Genomic DNA, 23,538 nt, shown 5'->3' on the forward strand with positions numbered 1-23,538 from the left:
CCATAGTTTCCGGTAAAAAAAGAAAAAGTAACGTTTACTTTTTCTTTAGAATTAGAAGACCACTAACCACGGTTATTCCGAGAATAACAAGATCGTATTGTTGGAGAAAATCAATGAAGGTTTTTCCCTCAACAACGTCCTCTATGGTGAACTCATAGGTCTCTTGATAATTGTTTTCTCCTTCAATTTTCAAGACATAATCTCCAGGATCCGTTACTTCATACGGCGATGTTATAAATGTATTATTCAGGTATCCTGTACCGTTGAATGTGAATGAGACATCCTGCTGATACGTTTGATTATCATAGACCCCAGCCAATGCGGAAGTGATCCGAAACGACACGTCTTTCCGATAATCACCAACTCCAAGAACGGTAATGGTATAATCTCCTGGTTTTGTAATTGGCGTACCCGATACATAGAGATCATCATTTAAATATACTTGTCCATTGGATACGTATGGTGTAACTGGTTCATTGTATATCGCTCCATCTTCAACGCCAGTTACTTGAGACTCGATTTGAAACGAATATTCCACATCTTCATATGTCATGGTGTAGAGTCCGGGGAAGTTAATAAACACTCCATTATAATAGGTATCCCCGTTGACAAGCGCTTCATTGATAAATGGGATATACACTTCTTTTTGAAATACTTCATGTGGTGCAATTGGTAAAGGTTGAGCTGTATCAATCAATTCTCCTGTTTGAAGAACCGCTTGATCGTAGATGCCATCTCCCTCATGATCCATCAATAACATTTCACGACTAGCAAGAAACTCTTCTTGTTCTTGATCAATTTGTGTCGATGCGATGCTTTGATATTGATAATCAAACAACTCAATCATATAGTGGGAAAAATCATATTGCTCTTGATCATTATAGGTCGCCACCCGCACAACAAACATCAATACATCATTCATGATGAAGACATCGCGAACATCTTCATTTTCACCATACGAAAACTCTCGTTGCATCACATTCTCACCGGTCGTATCAATCACATAGATATACCCATTGTAATGCCGCTCTCCATCGTTTCGTAGAACATTACCCATGAAGACATGATGTCCTTCTACTTCTACGATATTGGTGAAGTGAAGATTCGCTCCCTCGACTTCAATCACACGATTAAACGGCTCTTGTCCAACCTTTTGTACCTGATATGCCAAATGATTTGTCTCATTTCGAAAACTTGTCAGCTGGATATCATAGGTATCAAATGGATACACTTCCGTGCTGGTGGCGTTACTTGAGGTCCATGACATCATCAAAAGTAAACAAATAAAAACAACTCGTTTCATACTATCACTCCTTCATTGAGTATAGTACATCCACAAGTTGTATTTTTCTTATCCAATTAATTCCAATGTGTCGCGGGCAATCATAACCTCTTCATTTGTCGGTATTAATAAGAGTTTAATGTTGGATGATGGTTTTGATATAACCGTCTCTTTACCACGGGTAAGATTTTGTTCATAATCAAGTTCAACACCAAGAGCACCTAGTCGATCGACAACCAATTTCCGTGTTTCCGATGCATTTTCACCAATACCAGCAGTGAAGCAAATGGCGTCGCATCCTCCCAGCATTAAATAATACGCACCAATGTAATCGGCAATCATTTTCGCTTGTTTTTCAACCGCAAGAATCGACTTCTTATCACCGCGTTCTACAGCTTCCCATAAATCACGAGAATCGCTAGACAATCCGCTTAATCCAAGATATCCCGATTTCTTATTTAATTCACTAATAACCTCATCCAAGGATTTATTTTCCTTTTCCGAGATAAACTGAACAATCGCGGGATCAATGTCCCCTGAACGAGTACCCATAGCAATTCCTGCAAGAGGAGTAAAGCCCATCGATGTATCCATGCTTTTTCCATACTTCACTGCACATAAAGACGCTCCATTACCGATGTGACAAACGATGACTTTGGTTTGATTTAACGGTTTATCCAGCATCGCAGCGGCACGTAAACTGACGTATTTATGACTGGTTCCATGGAAACCATATTTCCGTACACCATATTTTGTATACCATTCATAAGGAACACTATACATATAGGCTACCGGTTCCATTGTTTGATGGAATGCCGTATCAAATACCGCAATTGCTGGTACATTCGGTAAGGCTTCCTTGAAGGCTTTGATACCGGTAATATTCGCTGGATTATGAAGCGGAGCTAAATCATTTACGGATTCGATACTAGCGATAACCTCATCATCAATAATGACAGAATCATGAAACATCTCACCACCATGAACAACGCGATGACCGACACCCTGTATCTCATCTAAGGAAGATACAATGTGCAATGATACCAATTTTGACAGTAGCATTTGAACCGCTTGTGAATGATTCTTGATGTTCTTAATTTCTTTGTGTGTTTCCCCGTTAAATTTCATCGAGAAAATCGAGTCTTGAAGTCCGATTCGCTCGACAACACCACTCACTAGTTTCGTTTCTTTAGGCATGTCCAATAATTGAAATTTCAATGATGAACTACCAGCGTTTACTGCCATAATTTTCATGCTTTAACATCCTTTCTTGCTGCAATCCATTGATCCACTTGTTGAAGTGTATTCTCCATGCCATCTTGATCTGTAAATGGTGGCATTTCAATCAATAGGAAATCATTTTGTTCGTTCGTTTCTTGTATTTTTTTTCGTAAAATTAATATACTTTTTGGTCGATTTGAAAACAAACGTTTATCCAACGAGATTAATCCAAATATTTGACCTTTCTTTTGAATTTCTTGTCGAAAGATATTGGCTCCTTCTTGTTCAAAGAAATCATTCTCAATAATCGCAAACAGATATCCGTTCTCTCGCAATGCGTCTATATGATGATTTAGTACTTGATACGGCATATATGTTCCGTCATTATGAAGCATCATATCCGTAACAATAACATCCATATGTTGGTGGTAATAGGTAAAGGTATCTTGGAAAAACATCGCGTTTTCAATGTCCATTAAATCCCCCAAATTTCGAGATAACTGACATTTCAAAAAATCGTTATCGACACCGTATACCATGATATCTTGCTTCAATACATTCGCAATCGTATACACCAAATTACCTGAACCAACGAGAGGATCAAAAATGGTTTGCGGCTGTTCTTTGTATAATTTTTGGATAAAATAAGCAATGATCATTCCCATGGTATCGGGAGTAATTAACGCATTCGTTGAATACGTGTGCTTATATCCTTTGAGCATTCCTATTTGAACACTTCGGCGAATGTCTTCACGCGAAAACTCCACATCTACAATCTCTTGTTTCCATGAAATGAAGTCGTTGATATCCTCTTCTTTATACTCATCCTTCATCTCATCATCTAACAATAAATTGAATGCTTCATTCATTCCTTCTAAATACGGCTTCTTATATTCACGATACAACCGATCTGCAATCCGATCGTAATAATCGTAAAATCGCTCAATATTTGATTGATCCATACGTATCACCAAGTCAATTATAATCGAACAAACCAGCTTTGTCTAATGTAATCACTTTTCTTGTGATAACCATGTTATTTTGGTATTATTTATACGAGGAGGTGTCACAATGCGGAAAGTCATGATTCGGTTAATTGAATGGTATCAACGACAGTCGAAAAACACCAATCCAACCTGTCGGTATCACCCCACATGTAGCAATTACGCCAAGGAAGCTTATCAAACGCGTAATTTTTTCGTTGCTACTTTTCTGAGTAGTTGGCGAATTCTTCGATGTAACCCACTTTCCAAAGGTGGCTACGATCCTGTTCCAAAACCACGAAAAGAAAGGACACATGATCATGAAATATCTTGATATCACATTACCTGCAAGTGATGATAAGAGTTACTCACTGCGCGATTTTAACGGACACAAAGTTGTGTTATATTTTTATCCCAAAGACAATACATCAGGATGCACATTAGAAGCCAAAGATTTTACACAATTACAACAAGAGTACCTCGACAAAGGCTACAAAATTATTGGTGTATCTCGTGATAGCGTGAAATCACACAAGAACTTTATCACGAAACAGGAACTAAATCTCTTATTACTCAGTGATCAAGACGAAGAACTTGTCAAAGCGTTTGATGTACTGAAAGAAAAATCAATGTATGGACGCAAGTACATGGGAATCGTCCGCAGTACCTTTGTCCTGGATGAACAAGGCGGTATTGTTAAAGAGTATCGCAATGTGAAAGCCAAAGGTCACGCTGAAACACTATTAAACGAATTATAAAAAAATCAGTCCGAGACTGATTTTTTTTACACTCGAATTTCGTTGGATTGTTCCAAAGAGAATTTGACACCAATTGGTCCAAATAACTCATAAACTAAGGTAGCAATTAAGACCACGATAAGAATGGTAATACCGTCTTCTCCAAAGTCTGTTTTTGCTTGATACGCCATCCCAAGGGCAACCCCTGCTTGTGGTAACAAACATAGTCCAAGATACCGTTGAACACTGCGGTGTGAACCCATAATTTTGGCACCAAGTAATGCGCCACCCATTTTACCAACAATCCGAAAGAGGATATAAATGGCGGTAATACCAATCAGACTTCCGTAGGCAACATTCGTATTTTCACTAAAGGCAACAACCAGTTCCGCTCCAGCTAGTGTGAAGAATGCGACAAGAATTGGTGCACTGAACTGTTCGACACTTAGATTCACATCGTGTGCACGTACCCGCGATAAATTATTTGTCAGAATCACACCCATAATCATTGGGGTTAAGATTGGGGATAAATGAATTTGCATCTCACCGATATGAAATCCCATTTTCGCTAGTGCTACAGTAACAAATACTGCAAACACACTAACGCCAAGGAATACTTCTTCTTTTTGATTATCTTTACTGCTAATCTTTTTAATCATCAGCGCAGATAGAAATCCAACTAGTCCTCCGACAATCGCCGAAGCTACTAATTCAATAAGTGGTCCTTCCAACGTTTCCATAACGGATAATCCAGCACCTGTATTCATCGAATCAGCTACAGCTAGCAAAATCCCGAATAAGATAATCCCAACTGCATCATCCATTCCAACCAAAGGAAGTAAGGTATCGGTTAATGGTCCACGAGCTTTGTATTTTCTGGTTAATAACATAATCGGTGCCGGTGCAGTAGCTGTTGCAATTGCTCCTAAAACAAGGGCAATCGGTAGGGACACACCGATAATCAATATCCCAAGAATTGTCACAACCGAAGCAGCAACGGCCTGAATAATGGTTATAACAACAACTTCTTTACCTGATTTTTTTAATTTTCCAAATTCCAGTTCTGTACCGATTCCAAAGGCAATAAAACCTAAGGCAACACTTGATACAATCGCTAGATGTTCGACAATTTCGCCGAGGTCGATTAATACAAGTCCTAATCCTATGAAGACACCTATAATAATATATCCGGTGATGTGAGGTAATTTAATTTTTTCAAAAAAGCGTCCTGCATACAATCCAAACAATAAAACAATGGCTAAAACTAGCAATGCTTCATAGGTGAACGACGCTTCACTACTGATGATTTGATGAAACATGGTAACATCTTCTTTCCTATTTATATAATCACGACAAGTATTTTACTCCTCGAACCAATAAATTTCAAGGGTTTATTCAAAAAAAAGGCTTCCAAGAGGAAGTCCTTTATTTTTTTAGTCCCAATCACCTACTGCAGCATCAATTTCTCCAGCCTTACCAAGTGCCGCTTTTACAATAACTAAACCAAATACTTCATAAATTACAGTGGCTGCTAGAACAATGGTCATAATCGCAGCCCCAATTTCAATAAATGGCAGTAACGCCTCCGTGGTCTCAAACCGCAGTTGCGTTGTAAGTGCCATATCAATCGCAACTCCCGCCTGAGGGATAAGAGTGAACCCAAGGTATTTGATAACCGTTGGTGGAGCTTTTACACCTTTTGCACTAACATAGGCACCGGAGACTTTACCAAGTACTCGGGTTAATAAGTAAATGACGCCAAGTATCCCAATTTTTACAAGCAGGGACAACTGTAGTTCCGCACCAGCAATCGTGAAGAACGCTAGTAAGATAGGTGCACTAAATAAATCGGTTGTTTGTGTTAAACGATGTTCGTACTTTTCATCAATCGAATTTGTTAAGACAATCCCAATCGTCATCGGCAGTAATATAGCTGAAGCATGTACGGCTTGTCCAATCCCAATTCCAGCAAAGACAAAACCAATAATTACCATCATTAAGAATTGATCACTCTCTCGATTGAATTTCTTGGCAATCAACGTTACTGCAAATCCAATCAAGGCCCCAAATGCTAGACTAAAGAAGATCTCTTTTGCGGGATCAAGTAACATATGAGACAGACTCACAGGACCACTCAATAAGGATGTTCCGAAAGATAACATCACCGCAAAGAGCATAATTCCAATCGCATCATCCAAGGCTACCAATGGAAGTAGTACATCCGTAACAGGTCCCTTTGTGCGATAACTCTTAACGACCGCAACAATTGGTCCCGGTGCTGTTGCGGTGGCAATTGCTCCGAGAATTAAGGCGTATGTCCAGACATGATCTTTCCCCGTAAGAATCAGATACAGGGCAACTGCTAAACACACCATAACCGCTGTAGAAAATGCTTGTGATATGGTAATTATCGTAACCTGTTTACCAGTTTTCTTGAGTTTTGAAAATCGTAGTTCAAGACCAATTGTATATCCGATAAATCCAATGGCGACCTGTCGAATAATCGTAAAGGATTTTACCATTTCGTGCGATAGTAATTGTAAAACACTGGGTCCAATCAAAATCCCAATAAGAATATAACCAGTAACCCGTGGAAACTTAATTAGATTAATTAATTTTCCACCTAAAATACCAAATAATATTAGTACGGATACACCGAATATGGGATTCTCATATAAATGTTCGAGTATAACGGCTATTCCGGATGCTTCCTCCGTTGTTGATAACAACATATCCATCATCGCCATTTCCGTTTCTTCGCTGTTTTGAGATAGTCGACAAATTCATCTTCTACCACTGCACGACAGAAGTAATTCCCGGTCGCGATATTAACCCCAAGTTCTCGAATCAAGTCCAAATCTTTCTTGTTCTCAACACCGGTAGAAACAACTGATAAATCAAACTTTTTACTAATGTCAACAAAAAACTTATAGACAGCCATCATATGGATATATTCTTCACTTTTATTCACTTCTTCTAATAATGTTTCCGACAGTTTTAATACATCAACTTTCAAGTCCGCCAAATAACTTAACGACGATGTTGTATTCGAGTAATGATCCAATACCATAACAAATCCAAGCTCATATAGATTTTGAACTTTTTTATAGGCATTGTGATCGGTAATATAGTTTTCACGTATTTCAATAATGACGTCGCGAGCAGAAACTTCATAGGTTGTTAAAATATTCATAATATCTTTAATTTCAATACGTAATAATGTATGCAATGACAAGTTTACTCCGGCTTTAAAACGTTTTGAAAGCTTGATGTCTTTTCGATCTTGCAAGGAGCGATAAAAGCGTATCGCATCGTCAAATATCTTCATTTCTAAATCATAAATGATACCAGTCCATTCCGCAATTTCAAGATAATCATGAGGCTTCAATAATTCCCCGTTTAAAATCCATCTTGATACCGCTTCAAACCCGATCACTTCACCGTTGAATGTATCGACAAATGGGCGATATTTCGCAAAGAAATCACCGGAATCGTGTGCTTCATAAATATGATGTTCAATTTCTTTGATACGGCGATATCGTTCTTTGTGTTCTTTGGTCGCATAGATCAACGTATTGCGTCCCATCGATTTCGTTAAGTCGATTGTAATATGTGCTAACTTTAAAATATCGTAGAGGCTATCCCCTTTGAATTCATCATAATCAATGACACAAACCGATGCATTAATCACATATTGAATGTGATGATGCTTAAATGGGGTTTTTAAGATTCGTTGTAATTCCGATGGTTCGCAGATGTATTGGCTTGTTGTTACCAACATAAACTGGTCGTTCCCAACGCGATAAACACTTGATTTGCCACAATAATCTTGTAATACTCCTGCAAGGGATACCAACATATCTTCTACTGTATCGATACCAAAAATGATGTTCATTCGATTGAAGTCATCAATATCGACATAAATAAAATGCATCCCAGTTAAATCTTGATTTTGATATTCCCGATAGAGACCTTTTAAATTGGGTAATCCTGTTAAATCATCGATGTACATGTTGTAGTTGAAGTCCATTTCAAAAACCATCGCTATCACCTCTCCTTACTAGTATAACAAAAAAGCGTGTTGACATCTATATAAAGATGTTCGAATCCATGAAAATGAGCACAAAAAAAAGACAATTTTCATTGTCTTGATTTTTCACTGGTGCGGGTGACAGGACTTGAACCTGCACTCCGAAGGAACTAGATCCTAAGTCTAGCGCGTCTGCCAATTTCGCCACACCCGCAAGTGGCTGGGCTAGATGGATTCGAACCATCGGTCCCGGAGTCAAAGTCCGGTGCCTTAACCGCTTGGCCATAGCCCATCTTATGGGGCGACCGATGAGAATCGAACTCACGAATGCCGGAGCCACAATCCGGTGCGTTAACCACTTCGCCACGATCGCCGTATCTTCTTCCAAAAAAGAGACTATATACATTGTATTCAAAAGGCTATGAATTGTCAAGTTATTTCAATTACATTTTACCGTGTTCAATGGAAAAATCCAAACAGATTATTGGATTTTTGTGGATTTTACGTTATAATATATTGCACGAAAGAAGTGATACGATGAAAGACACATTACGACAATCGTTTAATTTACTATTATTCTACCTCTTCAGTATCGTATATCTAGAGGTATTATTTAAAATACGCGTCCTTAATTTTCAGTTTGACAGTGATCTTTTTCGCATTGTCATTTTTAGTTTGTTCTATAGTTTTTTGTTCTTGTTTATTCTTAAATTCTTCGGTGAAAAGACCGTTAAAACTGTGACGTACGTATTAGTTGTTTTGATTACGTTCTTATATTTTAATCAAGAAATCTACAGTTCCTTTGTTGAGGGATTCTATTCGATAACTGTTATTGGTGATTTTACCGCAGGATTATCTTTTTTTAGTGATTATCTCGAGTCGATACGATTGGGACATATCGCCTATCTATTACCCATCGCTTCACTCATTGCCTTAGATTACTTTAAACTAAAATTCTTCCATATTGAATATTGTGGTTTAAAGCAACCACTATACTTCTTACTACTATCCTTCTTATTTTATTTTGGTGCCTTACAAACCGTAAGTGATGAATCGATAATTCGAAACCAAGACGGTGAAATCATCACCATTGAAAATGTTGGGACATTGTTATCGTACAGTGATTTAGATCTCTACACCTATATGTATAATTCACAAGATGCATTAAAGAAATTCGGATTATTAACCTATACCCAGCGCGACTTCATGCAGTTATTCCGAAACGATCCAATCAGTCCCCAAGCATATGAAGTGCTGATTGAAGACTTCATCAATAATCAACCCGGTCACATTGTCAATGCTCACTCTAATATATTTGATGATAAAAACTTTATTCTGATTATGGCGGAAAGTCTAGATACTTTCGCGATTAACGAAACCCTCACACCAACCTTGTATCGTTTAAAAACGGAATATGCCTACTTTGAAAACTATTATTCACCATTATATTATCGTTCCACAGCAGATAGTGAGTTCCTTGTACAAACATCCATGTATCCGGATAAAAACGTTACATTAAGCATGGATGCATATATGGAAAACACCTTCCCGAATACCTTACCCAAATTATTTAAAGAACAGGGATACACAACCTACTCGTTCCATAATTATTTCGACTATTTTTATCCTCGTGGTGATTTTCATCTCCAAACCCTTGGGTACGATCAATTTTGGGGAAGTGAAGAACTTGGTATTACAACTGGATTTGATCCCGATCGTGTGATTGTCGATCATATTTGGCAAAGCGACTACGATATGATGAAACGCATTGTTCCGAAATTCATTAATGATGACAAATTCTTTGTAAATATCCTTACCGTAAGCGGACACTTCAACTACGCGGAAACCCATGAAATAGCACGGCCCGACTACGTTGAAGCCGTACAGGAATATTTGGATAATCTAGAAGAACCGGTTGAATATAGCGATCAAATTCTATATTACCTTGCGGTACATATGGAAGTGGATCGGGCTGTTCAGTATCTCATCGATGAGCTAGAAAATGCTAACAAATTAGACGATACCGTAATTATGATTTTTGGTGATCATTATGCCTATGGTATTGATAATGAAGATATTTGGGCCTACGACGATGAATATAAAACCGATAATGATGAACTTGAACTTCATAACGTTCCCTTAATGATTATGTCCAACTCCACTCAAATGCGAGGCATCAAAACAGCGTATGCTTCGACCATTGATATTACCCCAACGGTATCCAATTTATTTGGATTGAATCTCAATTATAAACAAGTGTTTGGAAATGATATATTCGCGATTAATGAACATATCGTACGGTTCGCAGATGGTAGTTTTATCAGCTCTGATTTTCGATATGATGCCCTTAGTGAAAACTACATCATTAACGATGAAACGATTAGTGAACAATATATTTATCAGATTAATCAGAATCTGATGAACAACTACATGTATAATCTTTTGATGTTAGAATATGACTACTTTAAAGAAGACACCGAAGAATGAAAAAAAGCGGCTATGCCGCTTTTTGTTTGTCTTGATATCGTTTCGCTATATAGTACAAGATGAAGAAGGTAATAAGTAGGACAATCTCGAAACTGATAAAGTGGAATGGAAATGGACCAAATACACCTTCAACATCGTCGGGAGCCCCCATGGTAAACATAAAGTTTGCGTCGGGATAAATACCGGTGCGGTCTAAGAGGATATTAACAGGCAACATTCCAAAGCCCAATATGTTGGTGATCAGAATGCCCATCCATGTTTTTCGTAATGTGATAGTATACTTATAATTTACCAGGTAATAAATCGGCAACATAATAATGACGCTATGGGCAATGATAAACTCATAGAACCGAAACCGATTATATCCTGCGTGATCCAACTCTGGAATGGCAAAGGTTACAATCCCACCAATAATTCCTGAAAAGAATAAATAATTAAATACTTTTTCATTATTTGTAAAGAGTAGGATAATTGCTAAAAAGTAGCTGATGGAGCATAGGTGGAGCGGTAAGTATAAATGTCCACCAATGGTATCAATTGTAATTAATGTAATCAACATTACAATGAGAAAACTACCAAATCCATATCGGATTTGTTTTTCATATGGAGATTGATAAATCCTCTTGTGGAAAATAAAGAAGAGGATAAATAATATGGCAGTTAGACCAAGCATCAATACATGCATTGATGTATACATATCGAATTTTACTGCTGGATCGTATGCGTATTCAAAGAAACTCATTGACATCACCCTTTGTAATACAATTTATAGATCGCTTCTACTTTTTGAGCATATGTAGCTGCTGAGAACCGCTGGATATCTTGATCCGCATTTGCTGTAATGGTATCAAAAACTTCCTGATCTGTAATGATTTTCTGAATATAGGATTGAAACTCATCATTCGTTTGAAAGGTAAATCCATTGATACCAGGAAGGACTACTCCTTCTAAATTATCATCATACCGCACCAATAGTGGTGTCTTGGATGCCAGTGATTCAATGTAGGTTAATCCTTGTGTTTCGGTGACACTAAAGTTTACGAATACATCCGCAATCTTGTAGTACTGGTGAACTTCATGTGGACGTACCATTCCGGTAAACACGACGCGATTACTCACACCTGACTTCTCTAGGATATGTTCTACATGAGCACGATCAGGTCCATCACCAACCATTAATAATTTTACTCGATCATCTTGTATTTTCACAAACTCTCGTGCCAAAACATCAATGGATTTTTCGCGCGACATCCGTCCCAAAAACAATAATACAATATCATCTTTGGAAAAACCTAAACGACTTCGCAATGAATTATCAACTGGTGTCTCTAAAAACTCTTGCAATGTGATACCCGTAGGAATTATTTCTCCTCTTTTGGTAAAACCGTATCGATCAAATGTTCGTTTCACTTTAATCGTTGGAAAGATAACGTGATCAGCACTGTTCGCAAAACTCCGACTATAATATTTGGATACAATCCGTAATGGATAAGCTAGTGTTTTTGATATAAAATGCACGTAATCTTCATACATAGTGTGGTAGGTATGAACAACGGGAATTCCTGCTTTACGCGCAGCACGTCGCCCTAGTCGTCCCATCGTGAACTCGGTGTGACAATGAATGATATCGAGATTTAGAGCAAGAACTTCCATTACTTTTTTCCGTGTCACTTTACTGACACGATACTCATGCATACCTTTCATCGGCAACTTATATCCGCCCAAACGAAGAACATGTGGCTGGGGTGTCGCATGTTCATGATGATTGGTTATGATAAACACGTTATGTCCACGTTTCATCAGTTCATTGGCTAAATTATCCACGGATAACGACACACCGGAAATGATAGGAAAATATGCATCTGTAAACAATCCAATTCTCATAATAATCACCTAATAAGATTTATTCGTAAAATATCGATAATATAGACTAAAGAAGCCAAATGCTACGGCCGTGTGAGTGATTGCAAATAAAACGGATGAGAGTGGGAAAAACCCAAACACCTCATTGGGAATAGTGGGAAACATGATTCGGAAGATGCTTTGATCTTTTGTGTAAAAATAATCTGATCCTGCGAGTATATTAATGGGAATAAATAGAAGTAAGATCACTAGCATTAATCCCGTAATCATTAATAAGTCCTGCTTCACTGGACGATATCCTTGATAAACAACAAGGAAGAACGGTGTGAGACCCAACACAAAGTGATCAATATAGAATGTCTCGGTTAAAGTCGCGATATTCGTAATATCCCCATTGGGATAAATGACTCCGGCAAGTCCTGTTGCCCCCCAATAAAATAAAAACGATTCAACGCGTTTATCCTTTGTAATTACATAATAAAGTAATACAAGTGCACTGAGTCGACAAATATAAAAGGGAAGGTGAGTTAACGGATTGAATCCGATAATTCGAAAATTAAAGAACCAGATATTCCACGTTACATCATTTTCAAAAAAGAAGCCAATGTATCGCGCAATTTGGCTCCACGCTAAGAGGATTCCGACAATCAGGAATATTTGTTTCTTATGATTGTTGATCCATTCTTGATTCTTAAAAATTGCTCGTGCAAAGAGCGCAAACAATAATACAATAATCATAAATATAATATATGGATTTACAAAATCATATAATAACATGATGTCACCTCAACGTAGAATTGCGTTACTATTATAGCATATATCAGGTAAAAAAATCACGTAAATTCTCGGTTGATTGTAGAACAATGTCCGCAGCTTCTACAATCGAAAACGTTGTAAAATAGTGATCCTCTAAAGGAATCCACTCCGTCTTAAACCGTTCTAATATTGTCTTGTTTGATCGCTGTAAAATGCGGTTATGTTGCGTTTCTCGATCAACTTCTATATAAATCATTACATCGTAATATTGTTGAAAATCCGGGTGCATGGAATACACACCTTCTATAAGAATAATTGGTTGTCGCATTTTAGGCGAACGAATTTCAAGAGCTTCGATGTGACAATTATAATGGTGGGAAGAAATATAAGGATCATCCAGATGTGAAAATACCTCTTGTATCATTCGTTCTCTGTCTAGATTCCCACCGGCTTCACGTAATCGCTCTTTCGTTTTCCGCTTGGCTGGTAAAAAGTAATCATCCGTATGAAATACAAGCACATCATATGTACTCTCTAATAATGAAGCTAACGTTGATTTTCCCGCACCACTTGGTCCATCTAGTGCAATCACCATTGGCACTCCAAGTTTAAGTGCTTTTTGTAGTTCTTCTACCGTCATATATATCACCTGTCTTATTGTACCATACGGTTTATCTTTTGTGTACGAGTGGTTTTTGATATAATGATAGAAAAAGGTGGTGGTATTATGAGCAAAGTCGTCGTATTACGTTGTGAATCCTATGATGTTGATGTCATCTATGATAAACTTCAGTACGCCTTAGAACAACTAGGCGGAATGGAATCCATTATACCAAAAGGACAACGCATTTTAGTGAACCCTAATACACTTGTTGGGATCGATCCGAGTGCAGCAGCAACAACCCATCCCGCGGTTGTCGAAGCTGTGTTTCGCATCCTCCAAGAACAAGGGTATACTCAATCCTATGGGGATTCACCTGGATTTGGTGACCCTGGTCGTGTCATGAAAAAATGTAAAATTGCCCCTGCCGCAGATAAATATAATGTCCCCCTAGCGGATTTTACCAATGGACAAACGATTCACAATCCTGAAGGTATCATCAGTAAACAGTTTGAAATCGCAAATGCCGTTTTTGACAACGATGCAATTATCAATGTCTGTAAAATGAAGTCCCATGCGTTTCAACGGATTACCGGTGCGGTGAAGAACCCCTTTGGTTGTGTTGTTGGGTTTCACAAAGGATTAATGCATAGTCGCTTCACAAATCCCTATAACTTTGCGGAAATGATTGTCGATTTAGCCAATTACCTACCACTTAAACTACATATAATGGATGGGATAGTAGCTATGGAAGGAAACGGCCCTCGTAATGGGAATCCAACACCAATGAATACCCTTCTAATTAGTACCGATCCTGTCGCATTGGACGCTGTCTTTTGTAAGTTAATCAACCTGAAACCTGAAATTATTCCTACCATCACATACGGCCAGAAATATGGTCTTGGATCCTATCAAAACATTGAACTAATTGGTGATGATATTACAACGTTAATCAATCCTCATTTTGATATTGATCGCGATACTGTCAAACACACCGAACGTAACAACTTCAAAGTATTACGGCAGTTCGTAATTCGTCGTCCGGTGATTAATGAGGATATTTGTGTAAAGTGTGGTGTATGTGTCGAGGTATGTCCCCTCGAAGATAAAGCAGTTGATTTCAGCGATGGAGATAAATCCAATCCACCCGTTTATGATTACAGCAAATGTATTCGGTGCTACTGCTGTCAGGAAATGTGCCCCTACCATGCGATTGATACGGAAACACCGTTAATTGGTAAAATATTATACAGAACTAAAATACTAAAGTAAAAGTCCTACAGCTGTAGGACTTTTTGTTTATTGTAGATACCTTTCAATTGCTTCAACGTCTTTATCACCACGTCCTGACAAATTAATAATTAAAACGTGGTCCTTTGACATTTTCGGAGCAAGTTTCATTGCATAGGCAACTGCATGAGATGATTCAATCGCAGGAATTATACCTTCAACTTGCGATAACTCTAAGAATGCATCTACTGCTTCTTTATCAGTTACGGCGACATACTCCGCTCGTTTGATATCTTGTAAGAACGCATGTTCTGGGCCAACACCAGGATAATCCAATCCCGCACTAATCGAGTACACGGGACTGATGGATCCATCTTCCTCAACAACGGCTTTGGTATTCATACCATGAATAATGGATTCTTTACCTAGTGTTAAGGTTGCTGCGTGATCCTTGGTTTCTAGTCCCATACCCGCTGCCTCAACACCGATGATTTTAACGTCCTTATCATCGATAAAATCAGCGAATAATCCGATTGCATTGGATCCGCCACCAACACATGCCATAATGACATCTGGTAAACGACCTTCTTGATCGATGATTTGTTTCTTCGCTTCTTCTCCAATAATCTTTTGAAAAAATCGTACAATGGTTGGGTATGGATGTGGTCCAACCGCACTACCTAATAAATAGAATGTGTCGTCAATTCGTTTTATCCATTCGTTTATCGCGTAATCGACAGCATCTGCTAAGGTCTTTGTTCCTTGCGTTACTCCTGTAACCTTGGCACCTAGCATCTCCATTCGGAATACGTTTAGACGTTGCCGTTCCATATCGATTTGTCCTTGGAATATTTCACATTCCATATTAAACATTGCGGCGGCGGTTGCGGTTGCTACACCGTGTTGTCCAGCACCGGTTTCGGCAATAATCTTGGTTTTTCCCATTCGTTTGGCAAGTAATATTTGGCCAATGGTATTATTAATTTTGTGCGCACCAGTATGGTTTAAATCCTCACGTTTTAAATAGATTTTTGCGCCACCTAGTTTCTTCGTTAACTGCTGTGCAAAATACAGTGGTGATGGTCTCCCCACGTACTGTTTTAGATAATATAAATATTCCTCAATAAACGTAGGATCGTTTTTTGCATCATTAAATGCTTGTTCCAGTTCTTGTAATGCTGCTGCTACTTGTGGAGGTACAAATTGTCCTCCAAATCGTCCATATTGAAATTCCATAATCGTCTCCTTTGATTGTTTGTTTGATGGTTGAATTGTATATAGTTTTGCTGTTTACGATCTCTTCACGGTCCCATTTCAATACCTCCTTAGTATAAAAAAATTCCTCTACACAAATACTGTGTAGAGGACGTTATTCACGTGGTGCCACCTCATATTCGGTTATTAAAAAAACCCTTGTTCGGATACATGCATACCCTAGCCCTATAACGGGAGCTCCCGTGACTCCATACTACGATTCAAGAGTCCTCTCATGGATCCATTCATCATTCATTATTTGATTCGTTTCCACCAACCACGAACTCTCTATACAAATGTCTGAATAACTACTTACTTCCATTCAACAATTTCCTACATTATACCCCAAGGTAAAGGATATTGTCAAGATAGGATATTTTTCAAACAAAATCCTTGCGTTTGATTATTTGATGTGCTATTATCTTAATAGTACTTTATCGATGTAAAGTATTAAAGAGGATGATTACAATGACGATATTATTTAACAAAAACCATCATCATACAAGAACATAAGGTTTGTACAACTAAACATCGTTTAGATACAGGCCTATTTATCATGTCTTGTATCTATCAATAGAAAACTTAAACAGGTAGATATGCTACCTGTTTTTTATATGGAAAGGATGACAACTATGAAATCAATTATTGAGGAAATACAATTTATTAAAAAGCGAAATAAAATCTTGCGCCAGCTCGAAGAGCTTGCTGAACAGGAAGGGATGCTACGTGTAGAAAGTGATGCGTTTGAGGAATATACTTCTTATGTACAATCGAATCCGAGACAGGATGCAAACAAACTGGTTAAGGTAGCGGATCTACAAGGCGACGTCTATCTGTTAAAGCCAGACATCACAACCAACCTTATCAAACAGGTAATCCCACGGATGGAACAAGACCTTGGTTTATCCCTCTACTATCTGGATACAGTATATGCCTTTAATGATTTTGGATCGATTACACCTACTCGACAATTTGGAATTGAAGTCATTGGTGCATCTCAAATCGATGAGGATTTTCGTTTAATCTCATTCATTACACGGCTATTCGATCAGTACAATATTACATACAATATCGAGCTTGGGAATCAGCAATGGATTAATGATGTGATTGAACAATTACAAGCATCCAAAACCATTGCCAATCTAATAAAAAAAGCCCTGATTGATAAAAACAAGGAAGGCATCAAACAATATGTTAGCAATCCAGGGTATCAAACCCTCCTACTAACTGTGATTCAACGTCAAAATGATATCCCAGCGTATATAGATATCATTCAACAATATAACCTTCCTAAAACATTACACACGCAATTATTGGAACTACATGAACTTGTTAACCGATTGGATAATCCCAATATCGAGGTCGATTTATCATTACTAAATGAGTTTGATTATTATAACGGCATTATCTATCGTGGATACGTTAACTCCTATAAAACCAATATTCTTCGTGGAGGTCGCTATGACTCGATTACACAAGAGTTTGGAACGTTAACTCCAGCCTTAGGATTTTCGTTGGATGTGGACATCTTTATCAATGAGGTGATTACCAAATGAATTCAAGATTAACCATTGCCCTCCCAAAAGGTCGGCTTGCACAACAAGTATTGAAAAAATTAAACGCACAAGGATTACCAATCACGATTAACCCATCATCACGCGTCTTAATTCAGACAGATGAAAACAACTATGAATACATGTTTGTCAAACCCAGTGATGTCATCACTTATGTCGAAGAAGGTGTTTGTGATATTGGGTTCGTCGGTTCTGATAGTATCCTCGAAGAACGGAAAGATATTTATGAACTTGTCGATCTCAAAATCGGTGTATGTAAAATGGTCATTGCTGGTAAAGACAATGATATTTTAGAAAAGTCATCCACAATCCGTGTTGCGAGTAAATATCCCTACATTGCGAAAACAGCATGTACCGACATGGGAATAAATGCAACCATCGTTAAACTAAATGGTAGTGTGGAACTCGGACCACTCGTTGGTTTAAGCGATGTCATCGTTGATATATATGAGACTGGCAATACATTAAAAGCAAATAATCTTCAAGTTCTCAAGGAACTATTTGATATCAGTACACGCTTAATTGCAAACAAAGCAAGTTTCCGTCGTAAACGACAGATTATAGAACGGATTATTACAATCCTAGATGAAGAGGTGTCACCATGATTACAACCTATACAAAAGAAGAATTTATCAACCTTCCCAAGGAAAAAACAGCGTTTAATTCTAAACAAATCAATACGGTTAAACAGATCATAAACGATGTTCAACTGCGGCAAGATGATGCCTTACGAGAATACACCCTTCTGTTTGATAAGGTAGATATCGAAAATTTTAAGATTTCCCAAGATCAAATCGATGTAGCCTATCAAACCTGTGATCCATTATTGCGACAAGATTTGGAAATCGCGTTTCAAAACATTCTTTCATACCATGAACAACAACGTCAAAAAGGGTATCAAATATCACTCGATGATGACAGCTACATAGGACAATTAATCCGACCGATTGAACGTGTTGGAATCTATGTCCCTGGTGGTACCGCAGCATACCCATCAACGGTTCTGATGAATGCGGCACCAGCAATTATTGCCGGTGTCAAAGAGATTGCGATGATTTCTCCACCAACCACGAACAAAACGATCGCCCCAATTATTCTAGTAGCAGCTAAAATTGCTGGTATCAATGAAATCTATCAAATCGGTGGTGCACAAGGCATTGCCGCGTTAGCATACGGTACGCCATCGATTCCTAAAGTGAATAAGATTGTTGGTCCTGGGAATATCTATGTGGCTTTGGCAAAACGTGAAGTCTATGGAACCGTTGGCATTGATATGATTGCAGGACCAAGTGAAATCATGATATATGCTGATGAATCCTCCAATCCTCGATTCATTGCTGCAGATTTGCTCAGTCAAGCGGAGCATGACATCCTTGCTCGACCACTACTTGTGACCACATCTCCTATCATTATTCCTCTTGTACAAGAAGAACTCTCAAAACAATTAGCACAACTCTCACGACAACAAATTGCAATTCAGTCCCTACGTGATTATGGTGCAATCATTCTTGTCGACAATGAAGCGGAAGCCATCGAGATGATCAACCGTGTCGCACCTGAACATCTTGAATTATTACAACAAAATCCAGAGAAGTCGATTCCTCAGATTCAAAATGCCGGGGCAATCTTTGTTGGTCCCTATAGTCCTGAGCCACTTGGCGATTATATGGCAGGACCAAATCACACATTACCAACAAGTGGAACTGCCACATTCTCCTCGGCATTATCAGTTGGTGATTTCATAACCAAAACATCCGTCATTTCTTATTCAAAAGCACGTCTATATCAAGCAAAAGACCGTATTGTGCGCATCGCTACCAAAGAGGGTTTAACCGCTCATGCCAATGCCATATCTGTGAGGTATACCAATGAAAACGAATAAATATATTACAAGTCTAATACCCTACTCGTCAAAAAAAGTTGATGCATCAATTCTACTAAATGCGAATGAAACCACTAACTATTTGTTTCCAGATGGAATCCGTCTTGACTATGACATCGAGCGCTACCCCATCAAAACCCCACAACAACTAATCAATCAATTGGCAGATAAATACTCCGTACCATCCGCTTCATTGATTCTCGGTAATGGATCCACAGAACTGTTAGAGCTTTCGACACGTACCTTTACCGATATCGGGGATATCATACTAACACTTGATCCATCGTTTTCAATGTATACTGTCTATTCGCAAGTGGTTGGTTGTACCTTGAAAACCGTATCCGTATTTCAACCGATTGAATCCATCTTTACCAACTTACGTGAATTAAATCAACAATTCAATCCTTCCATTGTTTTTATCTGTAATCCGAACAATCCAACGGGAACATTATTACCCCGATCAGAGATTCTCTCCTTTGTGAAAGAGACCGATGCATTGGTGATTGTCGATGAAGCCTATATGGAATTTGCTAACGAACAAGAAAGTGTTGCCCTTGACACAAAAACCTACGACAATCTACTTGTTGCTCGAACATTCTCAAAAGCCTATGGACTTGCCTCTTTACGATTGGGTTATATGATTGGTTCACCCTCAACAATAACTACACTATCCAAGGCAAAACTTCCTTATAGTCTAAATGAAGTAACCGCCCGAATAGGATTGCAAGCTTTAGAATATGAATCACGCGTTCAAACATTTGTCTCTTCTGTCATTACAGAGCGAGACAAACTGTATCAAGAATTGCAGCAATTACCACTTAAAGTACAACCTTCCTTTACTAATTTTTTCTTTGTAGAGAGTACCATTGATTTACAGTCAGCACTGCTTAACTATGGTATCTTAATCCGATCATTTCGTAATGGAACATACCGTATTACGATTGGAACGAAAGATGAAAATAAGCAATTATTAATAGCCCTTCAGGAGGTATTATCATGAGAACATCGTCCTTATCACGACAAACAACCGAAACCGACATATCGATTCAACTGAATCTAGACGGGTCGAACAACACCAATATTTCCACAGGTATTCCCTTCTTTGATCACATGTTAACAGCCCTTGCATTCTACGCAAATTGGGATATAAATCTCACTGCAAAAGGCGATTTAACGATTGATGATCATCATACCGTTGAAGATATTGGCATTGTCTTAGGAACCGTATTTAGACAAGCCCTTGGGTCCAAAACGGGAATCACCCGTTTTGCGGATACATTCACACCGATGGATGAAGCTTTAGTTCAAGTCGTTATCGATATCTCCAATCGTCCCTATTTGGCATTTATTTCACCCTTTAAACGGGAACAAATCGGTGGGTTATCACTCGAAAATATTAAGGAATTTCTATATGCCTTTGTCATGGAAGCACGGATAACACTTCACATCAATGTTTCACGTGGAACAAATGATCACCACATCGCTGAAGCCATCTTTAAAGGCTTAGGTAGAACTTTGTATCAAGCAAGTGTACTATCCCGTGATATCCTACCTTCCACAAAAGGTGTCTTAGAATGATTGTCATCATTGATTATGATGTTGGGAACCTTCAATCGCTGCAACAAGGATTCTCCCGTGCCAACATGGAGACGATCATCTCCAATGATTCCGACATTATTCAACAAGCAGATGTTTTAATTCTTCCAGGCGTGGGTGCCTTTCCCGATGCGATGAAGGATCTCAAACAAACTGGTTTAATTCCAATTATCGATCAACATGTCGCTAACGGTAAACTCTTGGTTGGTATCTGTCTTGGAATGCAGCTTTTATTTGAAGCTAGTGAAGAGTTTACGTATACAGAAGGTCTGGGTTATATTGATGGCACAGTCAAAGCGTTAAACATTCCTTACAAAGTTCCACATATGGGATGGAATGATCTAACCGTCATCAAAGAAGACCCGATCACTTGCACCATCTCAAATGGTGACTACGTCTATTTTATCCACTCGTACTATGTCAACACATCACTAGAGAATGTCATTGCCTATACCAATTACGGTGTCGACATTCCCGCAATCGTCCGTAAAAAGAATATTATTGGTATGCAGTTTCATCCAGAGAAAAGTGGACGGGTGGGGCTTCGACTATTACAAGCAATCAAGGAGATGATTCGATGATTATTTTCCCAGCAATTGATATCAAAAATGGAGCTTGTGTTCGATTACAACAAGGGGACTTTACAACAAGCACAACCTATCGTGATAACCCCGTGCAAGTAGCCCAAGAATATGAACGTGATGGAGCATCGTGGATTCACATTATTGATTTAGATGGTGCCGAGACTGGAAACAATACCAATATCCTTGTCATAAAGGATATCGTTGAACAGACCAGTATAAAGATTCAAGTGGGCGGTGGCATTCGCAGTGAGGAAACCATTCGTACATTACTGGATATCGGTGTCACAAGAGTCATTGTAGGTACGTTTGCTTTGAAACAACCACAAGCACTCCAACGACTACTAGTAGATTATCCGAATCAAATAATTGTCTCTGTGGATAGTAAGGATGGGTTTGTCACCTACCATGGTTGGCAAGAACAATCCACAAAAACAACACTATCATTTTCTAAAGAGTTAGAAGCTCTAGGAGTACAGACAATCGTCTATACCGATATAGCCAAAGATGGAATGATGCAAGGACCGAACATCAACGATTATCAAACCCTACAACAACAGACCTCATTGAATATCATTGCCTCAGGTGGAGTATCTACTTATGATGACATCAACACACTACGAGAACTGGGTTTATATGGAGCGATTATTGGTAAAGCACTCTATATTAAACAACTGAACCTAAAGGAGGCAATCCGATGCTCGCAAAACGAATCATTCCCTGTTTAGATGTCCGTGACGGACGAGTTGTCAAAGGAACAAAATTCACCAATATCCACGATGTGGATGATCCGAAAGTTCTCGGTAAACGCTACAGTGAAGACGGCGCTGATGAACTGGTATTTTATGACATCACCGCTTCCCATGAAGAGCGTCAAACATCTCTCGAGTTTGTCGAACAAGTTGCCTTAGAAATCAATATCCCCTTTTGTGTTGGAGGCGGTATTCGAACGATGGACGATATCAAAACCATCCTTCGCAAGGGAGCCGACAAAGTATCGTTAAACTCCGGGGCCCTTGATAATCCATCCTTGATTCAAGAAGCATCCCAAAAATATGGTGCCCAGTGTATTGTCTTATCAATCGATGTCAAAGAAGAAAACGGCCAATATCTTGTCTATCGTAATGGCGGTCGGATCAACACCCGTATTGATGCGATTGAATGGGCGAAACAAGGTGTTGCCTTAGGTGCTGGTGAACTCGTCATCAACAGCATCAATTACGATGGGATGAAGAACGGATTTGACATCACCCTATTAAACAAAATAACAGCTGTTGTCAATGTTCCTGTAATTGCCTCTGGCGGTGCAGGATCAATAAACGATTTCATCGAACTTGGCAAGCGTACTACCGCAGATGGATTTCTCGCTGCTAGTGTATTCCATTTCGGAGAAATAAATATTCCGACATTAAAAGAGACGCTGAACCGCGAAGGTATCAGTGTCCGGATTGAGAGGTAACG

Annotated in this window: 23 protein-coding genes, 3 tRNA genes and 1 other annotated feature; of the genes, 12 read left to right on the forward strand and 14 right to left on the reverse strand. The window is 38.6% G+C overall.

Features of this window, described 5'->3' with window-relative positions:
• Positions 1 to 34: 34 nt before the first annotated feature.
• The 3 genes from G4Z02_RS02990 to G4Z02_RS03000 are packed head-to-tail and all read right to left on the reverse strand — an operon-like array spanning position 35 to position 3,465.
• Complete coding sequence (locus tag G4Z02_RS02990) at positions 35 to 1,303, reverse strand: hypothetical protein (protein WP_258878384.1); 1,269 nt, start codon at positions 1,301 to 1,303, stop codon at positions 35 to 37.
• A 48-nt stretch (positions 1,304 to 1,351) separates the two neighbouring features.
• Positions 1,352 to 2,536, reverse strand: a complete 1,185-nt coding sequence (locus G4Z02_RS02995; protein WP_258878385.1) for an acetate kinase — start codon at positions 2,534 to 2,536, stop codon at positions 1,352 to 1,354.
• Positions 2,533 to 3,465: a class I SAM-dependent methyltransferase gene (locus tag G4Z02_RS03000; RefSeq protein WP_258878386.1), complete on the reverse strand. Its 933-nt coding sequence runs from the start codon at positions 3,463 to 3,465 to the stop codon at positions 2,533 to 2,535. The genes G4Z02_RS02995 and G4Z02_RS03000 overlap by 4 nt, the downstream gene beginning before the upstream one ends.
• Positions 3,466 to 3,574: 109 nt before the next feature.
• Here G4Z02_RS03000 and yidD point away from each other — a divergent pair, with 109 nt between their 5' ends.
• Both yidD and G4Z02_RS03010 read left to right on the forward strand, forming a co-directional pair.
• Positions 3,575 to 3,820 carry a membrane protein insertion efficiency factor YidD gene (gene yidD / locus G4Z02_RS03005; RefSeq protein WP_258878387.1) on the forward strand — a complete coding sequence of 82 codons (246 nt, stop codon included), beginning with the start codon at positions 3,575 to 3,577 and terminating at the stop codon, positions 3,818 to 3,820.
• The gene (locus G4Z02_RS03010) at positions 3,807 to 4,244 is read left to right on the forward strand and encodes a peroxiredoxin (protein ID WP_258878388.1); all 438 of its coding nucleotides are present in this window, start codon (positions 3,807 to 3,809) and stop codon (positions 4,242 to 4,244) included. The genes yidD and G4Z02_RS03010 overlap by 14 nt, the downstream gene beginning before the upstream one ends.
• 26 nt (positions 4,245 to 4,270) lie before the next feature.
• On the opposite strand, the gene G4Z02_RS03015 is transcribed toward G4Z02_RS03010, so the two are convergent.
• The 6 genes from G4Z02_RS03015 to G4Z02_RS03040 form a co-directional block, all read right to left on the reverse strand.
• On the reverse strand, positions 4,271 to 5,542 hold the full coding sequence (locus G4Z02_RS03015) for a cation:proton antiporter (RefSeq protein ID WP_258878389.1): 1,272 nt from the start codon (positions 5,540 to 5,542) through the stop codon (positions 4,271 to 4,273).
• Positions 5,543 to 5,656: 114 nt separating this feature from the next.
• Complete coding sequence (locus G4Z02_RS03020) at positions 5,657 to 6,970, reverse strand: cation:proton antiporter (protein ID WP_258878390.1); 1,314 nt, start codon at positions 6,968 to 6,970, stop codon at positions 5,657 to 5,659.
• Positions 6,961 to 8,265 carry an EAL domain-containing protein gene (locus G4Z02_RS03025; protein ID WP_258878391.1) on the reverse strand — a complete coding sequence of 435 codons (1,305 nt, stop codon included), beginning with the start codon at positions 8,263 to 8,265 and terminating at the stop codon, positions 6,961 to 6,963. Before G4Z02_RS03025 ends, G4Z02_RS03020 begins: the two co-directional genes overlap by 10 nt.
• Before the next feature lie 118 nt (positions 8,266 to 8,383).
• Positions 8,384 to 8,467, reverse strand: a tRNA-Leu gene (locus tag G4Z02_RS03030).
• A 3-nt stretch (positions 8,468 to 8,470) separates the two neighbouring features.
• Positions 8,471 to 8,545: transfer RNA gene (locus G4Z02_RS03035), tRNA-Gln, on the reverse strand.
• 5 nt (positions 8,546 to 8,550) lie between these two features.
• Positions 8,551 to 8,626, reverse strand: a tRNA-His gene (locus tag G4Z02_RS03040).
• A gap of 164 nt (positions 8,627 to 8,790) precedes the next feature.
• Between G4Z02_RS03040 and G4Z02_RS03045 the strand changes: the two genes are divergently transcribed.
• Positions 8,791 to 10,740, forward strand: coding sequence for an LTA synthase family protein (locus G4Z02_RS03045; protein WP_258878392.1), 1,950 nt, complete (start codon positions 8,791 to 8,793; stop codon positions 10,738 to 10,740).
• Between the two features lie 10 nt (positions 10,741 to 10,750).
• Here the strand turns inward: G4Z02_RS03045 and G4Z02_RS03050 are convergent, their stop codons facing one another.
• Genes G4Z02_RS03050 through G4Z02_RS03065 form a run of 4 tightly spaced genes read right to left on the reverse strand, consistent with a single transcriptional unit; the run spans position 10,751 to position 13,999 of the window.
• Complete coding sequence (locus tag G4Z02_RS03050; protein WP_258878393.1) at positions 10,751 to 11,482, reverse strand: YwaF family protein; 732 nt, start codon at positions 11,480 to 11,482, stop codon at positions 10,751 to 10,753.
• Between the two features lie 5 nt (positions 11,483 to 11,487).
• Entirely contained in the window at positions 11,488 to 12,624 is a 1,137-nt protein-coding gene (locus G4Z02_RS03055; protein WP_258878394.1) for a glycosyltransferase, read from the reverse strand.
• 9 nt (positions 12,625 to 12,633) lie between these two features.
• A complete protein-coding gene (locus G4Z02_RS03060) occupies positions 12,634 to 13,380 on the reverse strand; it encodes a YwaF family protein (RefSeq protein ID WP_258878395.1) in 747 nt (248 codons plus the stop codon).
• Between the two features lie 43 nt (positions 13,381 to 13,423).
• The gene (locus G4Z02_RS03065; protein WP_258878396.1) at positions 13,424 to 13,999 is read right to left on the reverse strand and encodes a nucleoside/nucleotide kinase family protein; all 576 of its coding nucleotides are present in this window, start codon (positions 13,997 to 13,999) and stop codon (positions 13,424 to 13,426) included.
• Positions 14,000 to 14,086: 87 nt separating this feature from the next.
• Between G4Z02_RS03065 and G4Z02_RS03070 the strand changes: the two genes are divergently transcribed.
• Positions 14,087 to 15,232 carry a DUF362 domain-containing protein gene (locus tag G4Z02_RS03070; RefSeq protein ID WP_258878397.1) on the forward strand — a complete coding sequence of 382 codons (1,146 nt, stop codon included), beginning with the start codon at positions 14,087 to 14,089 and terminating at the stop codon, positions 15,230 to 15,232.
• Positions 15,233 to 15,259: 27 nt separating this feature from the next.
• Here the strand turns inward: G4Z02_RS03070 and trpB are convergent, their stop codons facing one another.
• Positions 15,260 to 16,426: a tryptophan synthase subunit beta gene (trpB, locus tag G4Z02_RS03075; RefSeq protein ID WP_258878398.1), complete on the reverse strand. Its 1,167-nt coding sequence runs from the start codon at positions 16,424 to 16,426 to the stop codon at positions 15,260 to 15,262.
• Positions 16,427 to 16,549: 123 nt separating this feature from the next.
• Positions 16,550 to 16,779: a binding site (T-box leader), on the reverse strand.
• Between the two features lie 297 nt (positions 16,780 to 17,076).
• Here trpB and G4Z02_RS03080 point away from each other — a divergent pair.
• The 8 genes from G4Z02_RS03080 to hisF are packed head-to-tail and all read left to right on the forward strand — an operon-like array spanning position 17,077 to position 23,536.
• Positions 17,077 to 18,000, forward strand: a complete 924-nt coding sequence (locus G4Z02_RS03080) for an ATP phosphoribosyltransferase regulatory subunit (RefSeq protein WP_258878399.1) — start codon at positions 17,077 to 17,079, stop codon at positions 17,998 to 18,000.
• Positions 17,997 to 18,623: an ATP phosphoribosyltransferase gene (gene hisG / locus G4Z02_RS03085; RefSeq protein WP_258878400.1), complete on the forward strand. Its 627-nt coding sequence runs from the start codon at positions 17,997 to 17,999 to the stop codon at positions 18,621 to 18,623. Before G4Z02_RS03080 ends, hisG begins: the two co-directional genes overlap by 4 nt.
• Positions 18,620 to 19,900 (forward strand): histidinol dehydrogenase, encoded by a 1,281-nt coding sequence (gene hisD / locus G4Z02_RS03090; RefSeq protein WP_258878401.1) that lies wholly within the window; start codon positions 18,620 to 18,622, stop codon positions 19,898 to 19,900. The genes hisG and hisD overlap by 4 nt, the downstream gene beginning before the upstream one ends.
• Entirely contained in the window at positions 19,887 to 20,900 is a 1,014-nt protein-coding gene (locus tag G4Z02_RS03095) for a pyridoxal phosphate-dependent aminotransferase (protein WP_258878402.1), read from the forward strand. The genes hisD and G4Z02_RS03095 overlap by 14 nt, the downstream gene beginning before the upstream one ends.
• Complete coding sequence (gene hisB, locus G4Z02_RS03100; RefSeq protein ID WP_258878698.1) at positions 20,891 to 21,478, forward strand: imidazoleglycerol-phosphate dehydratase HisB; 588 nt, start codon at positions 20,891 to 20,893, stop codon at positions 21,476 to 21,478. Before G4Z02_RS03095 ends, hisB begins: the two co-directional genes overlap by 10 nt.
• Positions 21,475 to 22,077 carry an imidazole glycerol phosphate synthase subunit HisH gene (hisH, locus tag G4Z02_RS03105; protein ID WP_258878403.1) on the forward strand — a complete coding sequence of 201 codons (603 nt, stop codon included), beginning with the start codon at positions 21,475 to 21,477 and terminating at the stop codon, positions 22,075 to 22,077. The genes hisB and hisH overlap by 4 nt, the downstream gene beginning before the upstream one ends.
• Positions 22,074 to 22,805, forward strand: a complete 732-nt coding sequence (hisA, locus tag G4Z02_RS03110; protein ID WP_258878404.1) for a 1-(5-phosphoribosyl)-5-[(5-phosphoribosylamino)methylideneamino]imidazole-4-carboxamide isomerase — start codon at positions 22,074 to 22,076, stop codon at positions 22,803 to 22,805. Before hisH ends, hisA begins: the two co-directional genes overlap by 4 nt.
• Positions 22,775 to 23,536: an imidazole glycerol phosphate synthase subunit HisF gene (gene hisF, locus G4Z02_RS03115; RefSeq protein WP_258878405.1), complete on the forward strand. Its 762-nt coding sequence runs from the start codon at positions 22,775 to 22,777 to the stop codon at positions 23,534 to 23,536. Before hisA ends, hisF begins: the two co-directional genes overlap by 31 nt.
• Positions 23,537 to 23,538: the final 2 nt, after the last annotated feature.

The organism is Candidatus Xianfuyuplasma coldseepsis (assembly GCF_014023125.1).
Classification (GTDB): domain Bacteria; phylum Bacillota_I; class Bacilli_A; order Izemoplasmatales; family Izemoplasmataceae; genus Xianfuyuplasma; species Xianfuyuplasma coldseepsis.